This window comes from Pseudomonas sp. B6002 (assembly GCF_013385985.1).
Classification (GTDB): Bacteria; Pseudomonadota; Gammaproteobacteria; order Pseudomonadales; family Pseudomonadaceae; genus Aquipseudomonas.
In genome coordinates, this window is the sequence record NZ_JACAOY010000021.1 from 20,739 (window position 1) to 38,292 (window position 17,554).

General features: G+C 60.8%; 14 protein-coding genes. 5 read left to right on the plus strand and 9 right to left on the minus strand.

The annotated features are described in order from the left end of the window. From HX792_RS30490 to HX792_RS23315, 4 genes are all read right to left on the minus strand, one after another. Nucleotides 1-2,001 carry an aminotransferase class I/II-fold pyridoxal phosphate-dependent enzyme gene (locus tag HX792_RS30490; RefSeq protein WP_176998295.1) on the minus strand — a complete coding sequence of 667 codons (2,001 nt, stop codon included), beginning with the start codon at nt 1,999-2,001 and terminating at the stop codon, nt 1-3. 559 nt (nt 2,002-2,560) lie between these two features. Further along, on the minus strand, nt 2,561-3,550 hold the full coding sequence (locus HX792_RS23305; RefSeq protein ID WP_176998296.1) for a DUF3443 family protein: 990 nt from the start codon (nt 3,548-3,550) through the stop codon (nt 2,561-2,563). Between the two features lie 31 nt (nt 3,551-3,581). Continuing rightward, nucleotides 3,582-4,337, minus strand: coding sequence for a CDP-diacylglycerol diphosphatase (locus tag HX792_RS23310; protein WP_176998297.1), 756 nt, complete (start codon nt 4,335-4,337; stop codon nt 3,582-3,584). Nucleotides 4,338-4,399: 62 nt separating this feature from the next. Then, nucleotides 4,400-5,383, minus strand: a complete 984-nt coding sequence (locus HX792_RS23315; RefSeq protein ID WP_176998298.1) for an aldo/keto reductase — start codon at nt 5,381-5,383, stop codon at nt 4,400-4,402. 112 nt (nt 5,384-5,495) lie between these two features. On the opposite strand from HX792_RS23315, the gene HX792_RS23320 reads away from it, so the two are divergent. Together HX792_RS23320 and HX792_RS23325 are read left to right on the plus strand one after the other, a co-directional pair. Next, nucleotides 5,496-6,419, plus strand: a complete 924-nt coding sequence (locus HX792_RS23320; protein ID WP_176998299.1) for a LysR family transcriptional regulator — start codon at nt 5,496-5,498, stop codon at nt 6,417-6,419. Nucleotides 6,420-6,484: 65 nt separating this feature from the next. After that, nucleotides 6,485-10,453 (plus strand): hypothetical protein, encoded by a 3,969-nt coding sequence (locus HX792_RS23325; RefSeq protein ID WP_176998300.1) that lies wholly within the window; start codon nt 6,485-6,487, stop codon nt 10,451-10,453. Between the two features lie 104 nt (nt 10,454-10,557). Here HX792_RS23325 and HX792_RS30420 read toward each other — a convergent pair whose 3' ends face one another. The 3 genes from HX792_RS30420 to HX792_RS23335 form a co-directional block, all read right to left on the minus strand. Beyond that, on the minus strand, nt 10,558-10,686 hold the full coding sequence (locus HX792_RS30420) for a hypothetical protein (RefSeq protein ID WP_256349888.1): 129 nt from the start codon (nt 10,684-10,686) through the stop codon (nt 10,558-10,560). 10 nt (nt 10,687-10,696) lie between these two features. After that, nucleotides 10,697-10,870 carry a hypothetical protein gene (locus tag HX792_RS23330; protein ID WP_176998301.1) on the minus strand — a complete coding sequence of 58 codons (174 nt, stop codon included), beginning with the start codon at nt 10,868-10,870 and terminating at the stop codon, nt 10,697-10,699. A gap of 70 nt (nt 10,871-10,940) precedes the next feature. After that, complete coding sequence (locus tag HX792_RS23335; RefSeq protein ID WP_176998302.1) at nt 10,941-11,486, minus strand: hypothetical protein; 546 nt, start codon at nt 11,484-11,486, stop codon at nt 10,941-10,943. 428 nt (nt 11,487-11,914) lie between these two features. On the opposite strand from HX792_RS23335, the gene HX792_RS23340 reads away from it, so the two are divergent. The 3 genes from HX792_RS23340 (at nt 11,915) to HX792_RS23350 (ending at nt 14,821) form a co-directional block, all read left to right on the plus strand. Next, nucleotides 11,915-13,324 (plus strand): circularly permuted type 2 ATP-grasp protein, encoded by a 1,410-nt coding sequence (locus HX792_RS23340; protein ID WP_176998303.1) that lies wholly within the window; start codon nt 11,915-11,917, stop codon nt 13,322-13,324. A 3-nt stretch (nt 13,325-13,327) separates the two neighbouring features. Then, complete coding sequence (locus HX792_RS23345) at nt 13,328-14,278, plus strand: alpha-E domain-containing protein (protein ID WP_017253783.1); 951 nt, start codon at nt 13,328-13,330, stop codon at nt 14,276-14,278. Between the two features lie 108 nt (nt 14,279-14,386). Continuing rightward, the gene (locus HX792_RS23350) at nt 14,387-14,821 is read left to right on the plus strand and encodes a nuclear transport factor 2 family protein (protein ID WP_176998304.1); all 435 of its coding nucleotides are present in this window, start codon (nt 14,387-14,389) and stop codon (nt 14,819-14,821) included. 115 nt (nt 14,822-14,936) lie between these two features. On the opposite strand, the gene msrA is transcribed toward HX792_RS23350, so the two are convergent. Together msrA and HX792_RS23360 are read right to left on the minus strand one after the other, a co-directional pair. Next, nucleotides 14,937-15,632, minus strand: coding sequence for a peptide-methionine (S)-S-oxide reductase MsrA (msrA, locus tag HX792_RS23355; protein WP_176998305.1), 696 nt, complete (start codon nt 15,630-15,632; stop codon nt 14,937-14,939). Between the two features lie 132 nt (nt 15,633-15,764). After that, on the minus strand, nt 15,765-17,525 hold the full coding sequence (locus HX792_RS23360) for a cytochrome c biogenesis protein DipZ (RefSeq protein WP_176998306.1): 1,761 nt from the start codon (nt 17,523-17,525) through the stop codon (nt 15,765-15,767). Nucleotides 17,526-17,554 lie beyond the last annotated feature (29 nt).

Consider the following 17,554-nt stretch of genomic DNA (forward strand, 5'->3'; position numbering starts at 1 on the left):
TTAGCGAGTTTGATGCGCGTTGACGAACTGCCGGCAACGCTCACTGCGTGGGTCGATAAACACCGAGTCCGGCGAGCCGGTCTCCTCGATCATGCCTTGGTGCAGAAAAGCCACTTTGGACGACACATCCCGGGCGAAGGCCATTTCATGGGTGACCAGGATCATGGTGCGGCCTTCTTCGGCCAGGGAGCGGATAACGCGCAACACTTCGCCCACCAGTTCCGGGTCGAGGGCCGAAGTGGGTTCATCGAACAGCATGACTTTGGGGCGCATGGCCAGTGCACGGGCAATCGCCACGCGCTGCTGCTGCCCACCGGAGAGAAACGCCGGGTATTCGTTGCGCTTGGCGGCCAAGCCAACCCGGTCGAGCAAGGCTTCGGCACGCTCGATGGCTTCGGCCCGGCTTTCGCGCAGCACCTGGGTGGGCGCCTCGATCAGGTTTTCGAGCACGGTGCGATGGGGCCACAGGTTGAAGTTCTGGAACACCATGCCCAGGGTCGAGCGTATGCGCACCAACTGTTTGGCATCCGCCACCAGCGGCGCACCGGGCCTGCCGTAGTTGAGCTTGATGCTTTCACCGTCCACGTGAATGCTGCCCTGGTCGGGCACTTCGAGCATGTTGATGCAGCGCAGCAAGGTACTTTTGCCCGAGCCACTGGCGCCGATCAGCGAGATCACATCGCCTTCGTGTGCGGTCAGGGAAATGCCCTTGAGCACTTCGATATTGCCGAAGCGCTTATGCAGGTCGACCACCTCGATCATCTTTTTGACGTCGGCCGGTTGCACCACTTCAATCGTTGCGACGGGTGCCGGCGCGATCCGTGGCTCGCCCGCCAGTTGGCCCACAAAGCCGGCAATACGCTGGCAGGCCTCGGCCAGGCGCTCATCGCCCAGGGTGAACGACAGGCGCACGAAACCTTGGGCAGGCTCACCAAAGGCCGCCGCATCGAGCACCGAAACCCCGGCCTCACGGAACAATCGCCAGGCAAAATCCAGCGAACTCAAGCCCGTGCCGCGCACATCCACCAGTACAAACATCCCGGCCTGTGGCGCCTGCACCTTGATCCCTGGGCAAGCGCTCAGGCCCGCCACCACCAGGTCACGTCGGCGCCGGTAGATCTCGCGCATGCCCACGGTCACTTCATCATGGGCCAGTACGGCGGCTGCAGCGGCTTCCATGACAAACCCGGGCAGGCCATAGAGCATGCTCAGCACCAGGGTTTCGGCATGGGCGATCATCGGCGGTGCGGCGATGATCCAGCCGATACGCCAGCCTGTCATCGCGTGGGACTTGGACAGGCTGCCAATCACGATGCAGCGGTCTTCCATGCCAGCCAGCGCGGCGAGGCTGTGGTACTGGCCGTCGAACACCAGGCTTTCGTAGACCTCATCCACCACCACCCACAGGTCATGGGCGATGGCCAGGTCGGCAATCACTTGCAGTTCCTGGGGGTTGAGCACCACGCCGGTGGGGTTGTTCGGGTTGGAAAAGAAGATCGCCCGGGTGCGTGGGGTAATGGCAGCGGCGAGTGCCAGCGGGTCCAGGCGAAACCCCGACTCCGGCGAACAGGGCACCCGCACCAGCGTCGCCCCACTGGCCTTGAGCGTGGCTTCGTAAGTGACGTACATCGGGTCGAGCACCAGCACTTCATCCCCGGCCTGCAACAGGCACAGGGAGCTGATGAACAGTGCGTTCTGGGCGCCGGGCACGATGATCACGTTATCGGCCGCCAACGAGCGGCCCAGCGTCTGGCTGTAGCGCCGTGCCACGGCATCGCGCAAGGACGTGCGGCCGGGGATTTCGGTGTAGTGGGTGTCGCCGTCGCGCAGTGCGCTGACGGCCGCGTCGGTGATGAACGAAGGCGTGGCGAAATCGGGGTCGCCGACGCTGAGGATGATGATGTCTTCGCCCTGGCTGGCAGCGTGGAACGCGGCGTGGTGGATGTCCCAGGCGGCGACGCCCTGCCCTGCAATTCGTTCGACGAAGGGGGAAAACCGCATGCCAGAGCCTCTCGTTCAAGAAGAAAAAGCGCGAACCCGTTTGTGCGCAAACGGGTGGATGCGGTCAACATAGTTCAAACTGAACAGTCGTTCAATGGCTAAATCTGAGGGGGTGTCGTTTATCGAGCAAAGAGGTCGTGAATGAAAAATTTCCGAAAGGTGGGATTCAAATGTGGGAGCGGGCTTGCTCGCGAATGCGGAGTGTCAATCACTGAATATGCTGACTGACCCACCGTATTCGCGGGCAAGCCCGCTCCCACAGGGGATTAGCGGTGTATCCGATTTCTCGGCAGGACGCAGATCCAATTGTGGGAGCTGGCTTGCCTGCGATGGCGGTGGGCCAGCTGGCAGGTGTGTCGACTGACACTCCGCATTCGCGGGCAAGCCCTCTCCCACAGGGGATTAGCGGTGTATCCGATTTCTCGGCAGGACGCAGATCAAAATGTGGGAGCTGGCTTGCCTGCGATGGCGGTGGATCAGCCAATGAATGGGTTGACTGACACTCCGCCATCGCGGGCAAGCCCGGCTCCCACAGTTGTGCTGTGTTTGTCTTCAGTGATCAGCGGGCCTTCAGGCCGATGGTGCCGGCGGACTGGTCGTACAGCACCGCGTTATCGAAATACGTCAGCAAGCCGGCATTGATCCCATGGAAGTTGTGTTCGCCCTGGGCGGTGATGTAGCGCACATAGCGCCCACCGCCGTTGTCCACCTTGAAGTGCTGGCCCATCTGGCTGCCGTCCCCCAGGGCCAGGCTGAAATGCGCCGGGGTGCCCACCGGCCAGTTGGCTTGCAGCGCATCGGCATAGATATGAAAACCCGCCGCGCCGGTGTCCAGGATGCTGTCGCCGCACACCTGTTGGTGAGTGTCCAGGCGCTGCAGGCAACCCTGCACGCCGTGGTCTTTCCAGTAGACGCTGGTATCACCGGGCTTCACTGAAAAGCGTTGCAGGCTGAGGAGGCGGAAACCCTGGGTCTCCGGCGCCGTGGGGTTGATGATCAACTGCCCGGTGCTCTGCCCGGGCCGTGGCAGCACCACCAACCAGCGGCCGCCCATGGCCACCAATGGGTTACTTGCCGGATTGCGCAACATGCCGACGCCCATGATCGCCTTGAAGCCCTCGCCCCGCTCGGGATTGCCGCCCATGAGGAAGTCCTTGGCGGACACTTTAGAGGCCGGGCATTTAGGCCGCGCATCGCTGCAACTGATGCTGTCGACCAACTGCATCGGCACGTGTGCCGTGGCGTTGCCCAGGCTGACCGTGGCCATCGCCAGCTTGCCATTCAGGCGCACGCCGCTGCCGTATTGAATCGCCGCCGGGACGTTCTGCGCCACGGCATCCTGGGGTTTCAACACCCCAGGCAGCACGCGCAGCCCGACCGAGCCGGTGTCGAACTGGGTTTCCACCGGAGTGCCGCCAATCTTCAAGGTGACGCTGTAGCGCAAATCACCATTGGCCATGGTGGCGCTGTGGATCGGGATCACTTCGCGGGTGGCCGCCTGGGCCACACCAACAGACAAGAACAGGCAAGCCAACACAGTCAAGCGCATGGAAGTAGGTCCGAATCAGGTCAAAGGGGGCTTACAACTGGGTCATCAGGTCACAGCGATAGTCTTGCAGTTCACCGGCCGAACCCATGTTCAGTTCGGTGAGCGCCAGGTGCGTGCTCAACAGCACAAAGCTGCCGTCGGCGCGGGGCGTCATCAGCAAACTGTAGTGGCTCATCGAGCTGCCCTGGGCCTCGACGTAGTCGTGCAACAGCGCCATGGGGTCGAGCAGCTCGGCGTCGGCTGCCGACAGCGTGCGCGCACTGTAGGTGTGCCCCATCAGCGGCCTCGGCAACACCTGCCACTGTTCACCCAGCGCTTTGCCCTGCTGGCTCAAGGCGACAAACACCTCGGGGCGCAGGCAAGCGATGTGCACGTGCAACTGGTTCTGCGAGCGACCAAAACGCGAGTTGATGGCCACGGAAACGAAGGCGTCGGGGATCGGCTTTTTCAGGCCGTCGGACAACACTGCACGGTGCTTCCAGGCCTGGGCGAAGTAATGCGGCAGCAACTGGCGCCCCAACGCAGGGTCTTCAATGCCGGTGACTTTATCCACGGGAATCAGCAGGTCATGCAACGGCCCATTGCGGTCTTTATACAGCGTATAACCACGGTCCAGGTCCACCGCCAGGCAAGGGTCGGGCTTGTGCTGCTGTTGCTGGTCGGGAACGCATTGCTGGCTGACGATGTGCCACAAGGCATTGGGGTCACCGCGCCATTTCAGGGCGCCTGCCACTAACAGCCCACAGAGCAAACCACCAGCGATCGTGAATAGGGTGCCGCGCTTCATGCAAAAACCTCAACGTACGGGGATGTCATTTTTTGTTGTCGCTGACATCCCTGTCGTAAGGGTTAACGCTTGGCGGGGGCCATAAATTCCGGCCCGATCGGATCTTTTATCGTGCTGGCCAGAATACGGTCGATATGTGTCAGGTCATCGGCGGTCAAATGCCAGCCAAACGCCTCTTCATAGCCCTTGAGTTGCTCCGGCCGGCGTGCGCCCCACAGGGCAACGGTGGGGCCTTGATCCAGCACCCAGCGCAGCGCCAGCGCCAATATTGACTTGCCGTGGCACTCGCGGGCATATACCTCCAGCGCGCCGACGGCGGCCAGGTATTGCTCGAAACGCGGCGCCTTGAATTTGGGGTCGATCCTGCGCACATCGTCGCCCCCGAAGCTGGTGGCCGAATGCATGCTGCCGGTCAGCAACCCCCGGCACAGCGAGCCATAGGCCAATACCACCAGCCCGTGGTTCCTGGCATACGGCAGGATGTCGCTGTCGATGGCGCGCTCGAACAGGTTGTAGGGCGGCTGCACAGTGGCCAGCGCGGTGTAGCGGCTGAAGTCATCCATCTGCGCCGGTGAATAGTTGCTCACCCCCACGGCGAGGATCTTGCCCTCACGGCGCAAACGCTCCAGTTCATCGGCGGTTTCTTCCTGGGCCACCAAGGGGTCGGGCCAGTGGATCTGGTACAGGTCGATGTAGTCGGTTTCCAGGCGCACCAAAGAATCTTCGATTTCCTTGCGGATGCGCTGGGCGGTGGCATTGCGGCGTGTGGTGCCGTCATCCCACTGCAGACCGGCTTTGGTGGCGATCACCGCGGTATGGCGTACGCCGCGCAGGGCCTTGCCGATCAACTCTTCGGACAAACCGAAGCCATACACCGGCGCTGTGTCGATCAAGTTGATGCCACTGGCCAGGGCATGCCGGATAGTCTTGATGGACAGTTCATTGTCCGAGCCACCCCACAGTCGGCCACCCATGGCCCAGGTACCGAGGGCGATCCTTGACACAGCCTTTTCGATACCGGGGATCTTGAGGGTTTCGATACTCATAAAAAATCACGCTGCCCATAGCAATACTTTGAAAAGCAATTACTCTAGGTCATCCCTGATTGAATAGGGCTCAACGCCGCATACAACCGAATTCTCCTAAAAAAGTCTTGATATGGCCGCTTTTAACCGCTCCGAACTCGCCGATCTCAATGTGTTCATGGCCATTATCCGGCGTCGCAGTTTCCGCCACGCCGCCCATGAACTGGGGGTGACCACCTCGGCGTTGAGCCACACCATGCGCAACCTCGAAACGCGCCTGGGCGTGAAATTGCTCTACCGCAGCAGCCGCGCCGTCGAACCCACCGACGCGGGCAACCTGCTCGCGGAAAAACTCAGCCAGGGTTTCGCCACGATCCAGGACGGTCTAGACACTCTCGAGCTGTACCGCGAAGCACCGATCGGCCGCCTGCGCCTCAACGTGCCTCGCGACGCGGCGGTGTTGCTGCTTGCGCCGATTCTCGGCGAATTCACCCAAGCCTACCCGCAACTGCGCCTGGACCTGATCGTGCAGGACCAGATGATCGACATCATCGCCGAGGGCTACGACGCCGGTATCCGCTACGGCGCCACGGTGCCCCAGGACATGGTCGCCGTACCGCTGACCGGTGAATTGCGCTGGATCATGGTCGCCTCCCCCGCTTACCTCGCCCGCCGTGGCGCGCCAAAAGAGCCCAAGGACCTGCTGCAACACGCGTGCATTCGCATGTACCTCGGTGACAAGACCACTTACAAGTGGGAACTGGGCAACGGCGCGCGCCAGCAACGCATCGACGTGCCGGGGCATTTCAGCGCAGCCGACACCGAGACCATCGTCCATGCGGCGCTGCAAGGGGTGGGGATTGCCAACTGCCTGTCCAACCGCGTTGAGCAGGAACTGAAGGACGGTCGCCTGGTGGAAGTGATGCCCGATTGGGCTTGCCTGGGTGAGCCGTTGTGCATGTACTACCCCAGCCGACGTCAATCGCAGCCGGGGTTGCGGCAGTTGATGGACATGATCCGTATGAAAACCATTGGATCGCAGTTGATCGAGTCCTAGTCAGCCGGCGGGGATAAATACAGCAACGAAAAACCGGCCCGCGAGCGGAATCATCAGGGACGTTTGTGACACGCAAGTTGATCGCACGGCAGACCATGCCGCCAACTGCCCATCACACGACGAGCCAATCCCTGATGATCAATCCAAGCACCGTCAATACCCGCTACACCTTGCCCACCGATGCATCTCAAGCGAGTTCCACGAGGCGACAACGTGCGACGGGTGAATCCTCTGACCTCGACACTTACGCCCCCAATTCCCGTGTCGAAGGCGACAGTGAGCTGGCAGCGCTGTATCGCATCGCACTGGCGAAGACCGCCGGCCCCTCGGCCCCCCAATCAAACCTCAGGCTCGACGCCATTCCAGCCAGCTCGACCTTCGGCCAATGGTGGAGCCAGCTGGGCCAAGCGTTTCAGTCGCCCGACGTGCAACAGTGGATGCAGGAACGCGGCATAAAACCCGACTCGATCAAAATCAACCCGGCCTCCGGCCAGATATCTTTTTCGCTTAAAACAGGCACTGGGCGGGAGGTCCATACACTGGGGCTCGACAACCCGGGCTGGGCAGCGGTCAGCGGGCCGATTCTGAATGCAGGCCGAATCATCGTTTCGGGATACGCCTTCACCACGTTTGCTCCGCCGCTGTCTTCCGAGGCCAACAGCGCGCCCTTCAACCTTGTGCAGCGTTTTTACAAAGAGCCCGAGCTCTTGTCCCCCGACGCAATCAAGCAACGCGTGGCCGAACTGCTGCGAGACAAGACCTTCGTCGAACTGACACCGCCGACCTTTACCGGGTTGCACACCCGTCGCAGTGAAGATCGACTGGAAGAGCAACAGGCGCAGTTGGCCGATATCCGCAACCGCTACCAGGCTGCTTTCGACTTGCAGCACCTCGCCAACTTTGTCAGGGAGGGCAGCCGGGAAGAGTCGGAAATAGCCCACGAACTCGACACCCGAGTTGTCTATGTCGACAGCGCCAGTACCTACATGCCTTCGATGGCAGGCAAGCACAACAGCGTGAGCCTGAAGCAGTTCGTTGAGGACCATGGCTGGAAAATCCCCACCACGCTTGATCAGTTGGACAACCTGGTCACTGCGTTGATGACCCCTGCCCCCAAGGCGCCGGCCAACGGTAACTACGGCGGAGCACGTGCCTGGCCCGAGCCATTGGATGCCGCGAGCGAGCAACAATTGAGAGGCGATATCCTTCAGGGCAAGGTCGGCGATATTGATTTTCGCCCGTCCAGCAGCGTTCTGGAGTATTTGCTGGAGGGGCATCCGGCACAAACCGGTGATCCAAGGCGCTTGATTGACAGCTTGATCGAATCGCCCACAGGGCAGGCCGTGGGCCGGGCCATCCAGGCCCAGTTTGAGGCGCGCTCGGTCAAAGGCAGTGTCAATGACTGGTTGCTGGCGGCCCTGACGCTGGACCTCTCTGAATCGCCGGAGGCTGCTGCGGGCGCGGCGCAAACCCGTATCGCGGGCTATACGCTGTTGTCCGCGCAGAACTCGGGCAAGACCGCTGCGGCAGTGTTGAATGAGTTAACCAACGAACTGGCAAAGGGATCATCACCTGAACACGCCAGGATCCAAGCCACGCTGATGGTGTCCAGCCGGGCACTGGAATTTCTGGTCAAGGACATTCCACAAGATCTAGTCCTGGGCACTCACAGCTGGGTCAGTTTTTCCACCGCCGTTGCCCGTATAGAAGCGACTGCCCCCGGGGCGACCGCAACGATGAGCTACGCCCAAGTCATGACCCAGGCCAGCATCGCGCCCATCTCCGACGAAGAAGAACGTACTGAGTTTGTCGCCCAAAGCGCTGCGCTCAAGCAATGGGCCGTTGCCAACGGGTTGCCGTACCCGGTAACCGAGGCTGCAATGGGCAGCGTGCGCAAGGCGTTTGCAGCGCAGATCAGCGAACTCGCGAAAGCTTCGCACGCCTCCACGGCCGTGATGCCGACAGCCAGGGACATGGCACTGGAACGCCTGAAAAAGGCTTTGCCAGGCGTGGACCCGAAGCACTTCGAAGAAAAATGTATCCGTGTTGAGCCTTCCAACCGTTATTTCCCAGGGCCCTACTCAATCCTGGACCTGTATATCGATGGCCGGGGCATCCTGGGCGCACCGAGTTCTGCGGATAACTGGGGGGAAGCGGGCAGAGACCTGATACGCACTTACACATTCGGGCAGGTTGACCTGCCCGATGACGGCAGGCCGGGTGCCTGGGTCTCTTCGTCCAGTGCATTTAACGTCAATGACGTTTTACAAAAACTCAAACAACTGCCGGATCTATCCACTGAGTTCACTGAAGCATTCTCGGCTTATTCCGAGGCGATCAGGACAGCAACTGCCGCGCAAGTAAAAAACATGGTGGCAAAGCTGCCTTTGGCAGACCGTCAGAATTTTGAGTTCGGAGAAATCACCATTGCCAGGAAAACCCATTTCGAATGGGGCGGCAAACTCGCCAGTGAATACGACAAAGAGACTGAAGGGTGCGTGCTGATCAAGATCAAGCGCGATGGACAAATCCACACTTACCAGTTGGACCGCCTGAAAGGCCGCATCACTCGGCAGCCGGACGAAGGTGATTTCAAGACTGGCCAGCCCTACTACAAAGAATCCCGTCCATTCTACGAATACAAAGTAATCAAACCTGAAGGCCACTACCCAGCCGGGCTAACGGAAGAGTCCTCGAACGCGAGCGGTATTCCCGATAGCTTCGGCAGCGCAAGGACCGCCTACCTTGCGGACGCCGTTCTCCATGACATGGATATTCCCGGGCTGAAGAAGACAGCCAGGGGCCAGACAACCTTTGATACCGAAGTGCCAACCCACGAAAAAGCGGCGCAGATCGCCCTTAACCTCATCCCGTTCAGATCGGCGATCGTCAATTTTCAGAACGGCAAGATTGCCCAGGGGGTGGGTGATCTGTCGTGGGACATATTCGGCTTTCTCGTTGGTTTCGGGGCATCGATCAAAGGCGCGAAAGCAGCGGCAAGCGGGATTGGTGCTCTGGCCAGGGTCGGGCACAACCTCAAGATCCTGGGGCGCGCCACAGTTGGCGCGCTCAACCCGGTGAATGGGCTGGATAATCTGGCACGTGGTGTGGTGAATGGCGTGCGGCGGATTCCGGGAGTAGCGTACAACGGCTTCAAGCACTTACGCGGCTCATACCGCAGCGGCAACCTGTTGGACGTAGTTAAAAACCCGGACATTGCGCAGGGCACCTACAAATCCATCAATGCGACGCAGGACGTTGGATCCTTGGCTAAATACGATCCGGCCACCGGTAATTGGCATGCCTATGACCCGCGCACAAGCCAAGCGTATGGAAAGCCACTGGAGCAGTTCAGGGGCACCGCATCTTCGCTTGCCAGCAAAGATTCAAGTTTGTTAAACACAGGCCTTGCTCGTAATAACGTGATCCAGCTTGGCGGCACCATGCAAGAACTTAAAGTCATTGCTTCAGGCCTGCACACTTACGTCGATAATTATAAAGGCGTCAAACGCCTGAATATCATTGCGCACGGCGAAGGGCCTGATAGTGCCAATGATTTTTTGAAAAATGGCACTTTTTTGTACGCAGACGGCAAACCTCACGACGCCACGAGCCTCATCAGTTTGCTCAAGTCCAAAGGCATCAAGCCGGCAGACTACGATAACGTGCGGCTTATTTCGTGTTACGGCGCAGATGGTGGAGCTTCATCATTTGCCCAGCAGTTTCAGACGGCAATCAAAAAACCGGTAAAAGCTTTTGAAGGACCGGTTTACGCGAATGCGTCCCCGGAAAGGCTGGACGTGCTTCATGAACGCTTCGTGGAAAACGTTAAACGGTTTCACCCAAACCTGCCGCCGGATCAAATCCAGTTGCTTGCAGAATTGAGGTATAGCCAATTTCACGCGCGCAAGACGACGCAACACATTATTAAAAATGACGGAGCAAAGATACAGATTGCAATCGACCTTCCAAACGGCTCGAGTTCTACCAAACTAACCACCATCAACTACAAACCGCGGCATTTTACGTCCTGAAGACTGTCAGTAAACCTAAAGCGGCGACAACGAGACGTTGCCGTCCGCCAACGCCAAGTAACCGCTCACCACAACAGAGTACCAGGCACAACTCTGACACTCGTTCAACCTGCGCACGCTTCTTCGTCTGGTTCTAAGAGCGGCACCTCGGCATCATCCATCAACGACCCCGGGTCTTCATTGCCCGGGTCGTTGAGCTCCTCTTCACATTCTTCTTCCCGTTCTTCTGACATGACCGTCTCCCTAACCCCCTTGGGTATCGATATCGGCATCGGTTTCAGGCTTGGGCTCGCGCTCGGGCTTGAAGTCTGGACTGTAGTCGTTTTCCCGCGCCTTGGGGTCTTTGGCCTTGGGATCTTTCAGGGCCGGGTCTTTGGGGGCGTCTGCGCCCGTCGCGGGTTGTTTGTGCGTGCTCATGGTTCACCTCTGCAACGTTATTGCCTGCGTAAAGTTAAGGTCACGTTCCCGACGACGAAGTTCCATTTGTCTAGGACCCCGGGTTATCCACCTGGATGTAGAACGCGTAGGCCCCCAGCAATAGCCAGAACACCATGAACAGCCACGGCGCACGCATGGAAAACAGCAGCGACTTGCGATAGCCCTTGTGCGACGACTCGGTCTCACAGAACAGCGGCGAATCATCGTAAGCCAGGCCCATCACCGGCTCGCTGCGCAGCAGTTCGCTTTGCTTGTAGTGCCAGTGGTCGATGATTTCGTACGCCGCGCGAATTCCCGGCCAGGCATTCAATGAGCTGAGAATGCCGAGCATCACCAGGAACACCGGCACCACCAGCGTGAACAACTTGCCCCACTCCGGGTTGAGGTTGCCCATGCCGGATACGAATGCGATGACCAGGAACGATTGCGCCGTGAGGTAGGCGTCGGTGCGGTTGGCCAGGATGGTGGTTTCGTACTGGATCTCGCGGCGGTAGAAGTCCAGGCGGTCCTTGGGCGAGCCGAAGATCTTGGCGGTGTGTTCGCTGTGATCTGTCAATGCCGCTTCCGGCGTTTGGGGGGAAATGATTCTGGGCACGGCCGTGCTCCACACAGGTTCGAATCCCGTTAGAAGAAACGGGCCCGGGCGAAGTTCAAGTTAGTTGGTGCACTGGTGTGGTGCGTGCGATGCGCCGTTATGGATACCTGCAATGCACCCACTGTAGGAGCCGGCTTGCCGGCGATGGCGATCTCACGGCCGCCATCGCCGGCAAGCCGGGCTCCTACACAACCGATGTCACCCGCAAACCGGTAAACGACGCCTGAAACGCCGTTTCGGCACAAGCATTGCTTTATCCATTCATCTGCCCGGAAACAGGAGCATTCGTTACCCCCCGACCCAGAGCCCACCCCATAAGAAAGTAAGGACCAAGCCCAGTGGCACCCTCAGCCACGGGCTCATAAAAAATGCGGTTTTTAAAGCGGCAGTGCCACCCAGGCTTCCCTCGGCACTGACAAGGTACTGGAATGGCTCGATCTTTCTTTGACGAAATGAATGACGCGCAAGGCGTATGCCGCGCGCATTATCAGGATTTCTCCCGCTGGCTGGCCAATACGCCGCCGGAACTGCTGGCCCAGAGGCGCCGCGAAGCCGATTTGCTGTTCCATCGGGCCGGGATCACCTTCACCTTGTATGGCGACGAACAAGACACCGAGCGCCTGATCCCCTTCGACATCATCCCCCGCAGCATCCCCGCCAGTGAATGGGCCGTGATCGAACGCGGCTGCATCCAGCGCGTGAACGCACTGAACATGTTCCTCGCCGATATCTACCACGACCAGCGCATTATCAAGGCCGGGATCATCCCCGCCGACCAGGTGCTGGGCAACGAGGGTTACCAGAAGGCCATGGTGGGCCTGGATCTGCACCGCGACATCTACTCGCACATCTCCGGCGTCGACCTGGTGCGTGACGGTGATGGCACCTACTACGTGCTCGAAGACAACCTGCGCACGCCCAGCGGCGTGAGCTACATGCTCGAAGACCGCAAGATGATGATGCGCCTGTTCCCCGAAGTGTTCGCCAAGCAGCGCATCGCGCCGGTGGACCACTACCCCAACCTGCTACTCAAGACCCTGAAAAGTTCCAGCCGCCTGGACAACCCCAACGTGGTAGTGCTGACGCCGGGGCGTTTCAACAGCGCGTTCTTTGAACATGCGTTCCTGGCCCGGGAAATGGGCGTGGAACTGGTGGAAGGCGCCGACCTGTTCGTGCAGGACCTCAAGGTGTTCATGCGCACCACCGACGGCCCCAAGGCCGTGGACGTGATCTACCGGCGCATCGACGACGCCTTCCTCGACCCGCTGGCGTTCAACCCCGAGTCGATGCTCGGCGTGCCCGGCCTGGTCGCCGCCTATTGCGCGGGCAATGTGGTGCTGGCCAATGCCATTGGCACCGGGGTGGCCGACGACAAATCGATCTATCCGTACGTGCCGGAAATGATCCGCTTCTACCTGGACGAAGAACCGGTACTGCAAAACGTGCCGACCTTCCAGTGCCGCAAACCCGATGAACTGTCCCACGTGCTGGCGCACCTGCCGGAACTGGTGGTCAAGGAAACCCAGGGCTCCGGTGGCTATGGCATGCTGGTGGGCCCGGCGTCCACGGCGGCCGAGATCGAGGACTTCCGCCAACGCATCAAGGCGCGCCCACACGCGTACATCGCCCAGCCCACCCTGAGCCTGTCCACCTGCCCTACCTTTGTCGAAAACGGCATCGCCCCCCGGCATATCGACCTGCGGCCCTTCGTGCTGTCGGGCAAGGAAACCCGCCTGGTGCCGGGCGGCCTGACCCGCGTGGCGCTGAAGGAAGGCTCGTTGATCGTCAACTCGTCGCAGGGCGGCGGAACCAAGGACACCTGGGTGGTGGAGGGCTGAATCATGTTGAGTAGAACCGCCGCAGATCTGTACTGGATGTCCCGTTACCTGGAGCGCGCCGAGAACCTGGCGCGCATGCTCGAAGTCAGTTATTCGCTGTCGCTGATGCCCCAGGCCGGGCGCAGCGATGGCCTGGATGAACTGGCGATGTCGTTGCTCAGCAGCGGCACCCTGGACAGCTACCTGGAGCGCCACAAGCAGCTGGACGCCGAACGCATGCTGCACTTCTTCGCCCTCGACGAAGAAAACCCCGCCAGCATCTACAACTGCCTGCGCGCCGCCCGGGGCAACGCCCATGCGGTACGCGGGCGCATCACCGCCGACATGTGGGAAAACCTCAACGCCACCTGGCTGGAAATGCGCAGCATCGCCGCCGGCGGCCTGGCGCGGCACGGCATCAGCCACTTCTGTGACTGGGTCAAGCAACGCTCGCATCTGTTTCGCGGCGCCACCTCCGGCACCATCATGCGCAATGACGCCTATCGCTTTATTCGCCTGGGCACCTTTGTCGAGCGGGCAGACAACACCCTGCGCCTGCTCGATGCGCGTTATGAGATGTTTGGCGAGGAATCGGAAGAAGTCAGCGACCTGTCGGCACGCGGGTATTACCAGTGGAGCGCGCTGCTGCGGGCGCTGTCGTCGTTCGAGGCCTACACCGAGCTGTACCCGAATGCGTTGAATGCGCGGTCGGTGTCTGAGTTGCTGTTGCTGCGCAGTGACGTGCCGCGCTCATTGCACGCCTGCATCGAGGAGTTGAGCCACATCCTCGCCGACCTGCCCGGCAGCTACGGGCGCACCGCTCAGCGCCTGGCCGCCGAGTTCGAAGCGAGGCTGCGCTACACCGGGATCGACGAAATCCTCGAAGACGGCCTGCACAGCCGCCTCACCGACTTTATCGACACCGTGCGCGAACTGGCGCGGGCCATTCACAGCTCTTACCTGGAAGTGGTGTGAGTGCAATTGGGGCACTTAACTGTCAATTCGGGTGATTGACCCCTCTTTGATACCGCTCTTATGTTGGGCAGGTGCAACGCCTTCCCACCATAAGAACAGGTACAGAGCATGTCCGAACTGACCCTCACCCCCGCTGCGGCCCAAACCTTGCGACGTTGGCACGCCATGCTGGCCGCCCGTGATCTCAAGTCCCTGCCCGAGCTGCTGGCCGCCGACGCGGTGTTTCGCTCGCCCATGGCCCACACGCCCTACCCTGGCGCGCCCGTGGTGTCGATGATCCTCAACACCGTGATCAAGGTGTTCGAAGACTTCACCTACCACCGTGAACTGGCGACCGGCGATGGCCTGAGCGTGGTGTTGGAGTTCAGCGCCCGGGTGGGCGACAAGCAGCTCAAGGGCATCGACCTGATTCGCTTCAACGAGCAAGGGCAGATCATTGAGTTTGAAGTGATGGTCCGCCCCTTGAGCGGGTTACAGGCATTGGGTGAGGAAATGGGCCGACGCCTGGCGCCGTACCTGGCCAAGGCCAACTCCCAGGCTTGATGACACCCACCTGTAGGAGCTGGCTTGCCGGCGATGGCGGTTGATCAGTCAGTGATTAATTGGCTGAAAGATTGCTATCGCCGGCAAGCCGGCTCCTACGGGTGGGCGGTGGTGGTTATTGGTTTTTCACCAGGACCGGTTCTGCGCGGTATTGGTCGGGGAACAGTTTTTTCAGCTGCGCTACCTTCGGCAGGTCATTGATCACGATGTAGGGGTAAGACGGGTTCTCGGTGAGAAAGTCCTGATGGTAGGACTCCGCCGGGTAAAACGCCTTGCCGGTTTCCACTTTGGTCACGATCGGCTTGTCGAAGGCCTTGGCCGCGTCCAGCTGGGCGATATACGCCTGGGCAACTTTTTGCTGCTCGGCGTTCTGCGCAAAGATTTCCGAACGGTATTGGGTGCCGCTGTCCGGGCCCTGGCGGTTCAGCTCGGTGGGGTTGTGGGCCACCGAGAAGTAGATCTGCAGCAGCTTGCCATAGCTGACCTGGCTCGGGTCATAGGTCACCGACACCGATTCGGCATGCCCGGTATCGCCGCCGCTGACGCTCTCGTATTGCGCGGTACTCGCCGCACCACCGTCGTAGCCGGACACGGCGTTTTTCACGCCCTGCACGTGCTGGAACACCCCTTGCACGCCCCAGAAACAGCCACCGGCAAACACGGCGGTCTGCAGGTTACCGGAGGTGGCAGGCAGGTCCAGGGCGGGGGGTGCGATCATCACCGCGTCTTCAGCACCACCGAAGGAGAACGCCGAGCTTTGGCCGACAAAAACCGCGAAAGCGAGCACCGGTAAAAACTTGAGTCGTTTCATCACTATCACTCTAGAACACGGTCGACTGTGGGAGCTGGCTTGCCTGCGATGGCGGTGCATCAGGGCCAGATGAAGCGGCTGGCCCGACGCTATCGCAGGCAAGCCAGCTCCCACAGTGATTGGGTTTTCAATTCAGCCGAAAGTGAAGGCGTAAGCCGATACGTTCGGGTCCAGAAACTCAATGCTGAAGGTACGGTCCTGCACCGCACCTGGCTGGCGCACCAACTGGTACAGGCGCTGCTCGGTCACGGTGCCGCTGCCATCCGGCGCCACGTCGGTGCCATGGGCGTCGCCCGGGGCCTGGCCGTCGACCGTCACCTTGAACCGCACCGGCTTGCCATCGGCGCCAGGGCCCAGCACCAGGTGCAGGTCGCGGGCATGGAAGCGGTAGACGATGCGCCCACCCGCCTGATCGAGGGTGGCTTGCTGGCCGCCGACGTTCCACTGCCCTTCCAGCGTCCAGTTATTCAGCGCCAGGGTGCCAGCCGCCGGGTAGTTCACCACCTTGTCGGTGCCCAGGGTGCCGGTGGTGACGAAGTTCTCGGCGCGCTGGAAGCCCAGGTAGGTTTCCGGCGACTGCACCTCGTTCATGTCCGGCGCCTGTTGCACGCCCTTGGCGTCGGCCTCGATCAACCCGCCGGCCACATTCTTGGCCCCGGCTTCACGCAGCAGTTGCTGGATCACACGCTCTGACTCGGCGTAGTCACCTTCACCAAAGTGGTGATAACGGATCTGGCCCTTGGCATCGGCAAAGTAATGCGCCGGCCAGTACTGGTTATTGAATGCGCGCCAGATCTTGTAGTTGTTGTCGATGGCCACCGGGTAGGTGATGCCCAGGTCCTTCATAGCCTTGGTGACGTTGTTCACGTCGCGCTCAAAGGCAAATTCCGGTGCATGTACGCCTATCACCACAAGGCCCTGGTCGTGGTACTTCTCGGCCCAGGCTTTCACATACGGCAAGGTGCGCAGGCAGTTGATGCAGGAGTAGGTCCAGAAATCCACCAGCACCACCTTGCCCTTCAAGCCTTCGGCCGTCAGCGGCGGGCTGTTGAGCCATTGCACCGCACCGTCCAGCGGCGGCAGCGCGCCCTCAATCGGCAGCGTGTCGCTGTGGTTGGCGGCCATCATCATCGCGCCACCGGCCATCATCGCCCCGCCCTTCGGTTCAGGCTTGGCACTCAGCTTGTCGACCAGGCTTTGTTCCAGGCCACCGGTCGAAGCCGTCGACAAACGCGACAGCACGCCGGTGTCCAGGCCCAACGCAATCGCCGCCACACCGGCCAGCATCAGCGCGCCCAGGCCACGGCGCAGCCATTCACCGGCACCCAGGGACTTTTTCATGAAGCCAAAGACTTTACCGCCGACCAGCAGCGCCAACGCCAGGGACGTGGCAGCCCCCGCGGCGTAGGCCAGCAAGAGCAAGGTAGTGCCGATGCTGGCGCCCTGCAGCGCCGCGCCGGTGAGCACCAGGCCGAGGATTGGCCCGGCGCACGGCGCCCACAGCAAACCGGTGGCCACGCCGATCAGGAACGAAGCGCCCGGACGCGGCTTGGCGTCGGCCCCGGCGGCTTCCGAGAGGCGACTGCCGGCCGCTACCAACGGGCGCGTCAGCCGTTCCGACAGTTGCGGCAACAGCAGCGTGAGTCCGAACAGGGCAACGCACAGCAACGCGAGCCAGCGCCCGTACTGATTGACTTGCACCACCCAGCCGCCGCCCACCGCCGCCAGCGAGGCCACCAGGGCAAACGTCACCGCCATCCCCGCTAACAGCGGCAAGCCACTGCGCATAAACGGCTGCCCGGTGCGAGCGAAGACAAAAGGCAGAACAGGCAGGATGCACGGACTGACAATCGTCAGCACGCCGCCCAGATACGCGAGAACCAGAAGCCACATGGGATCGTCCCTTATACGAATGAATAGAC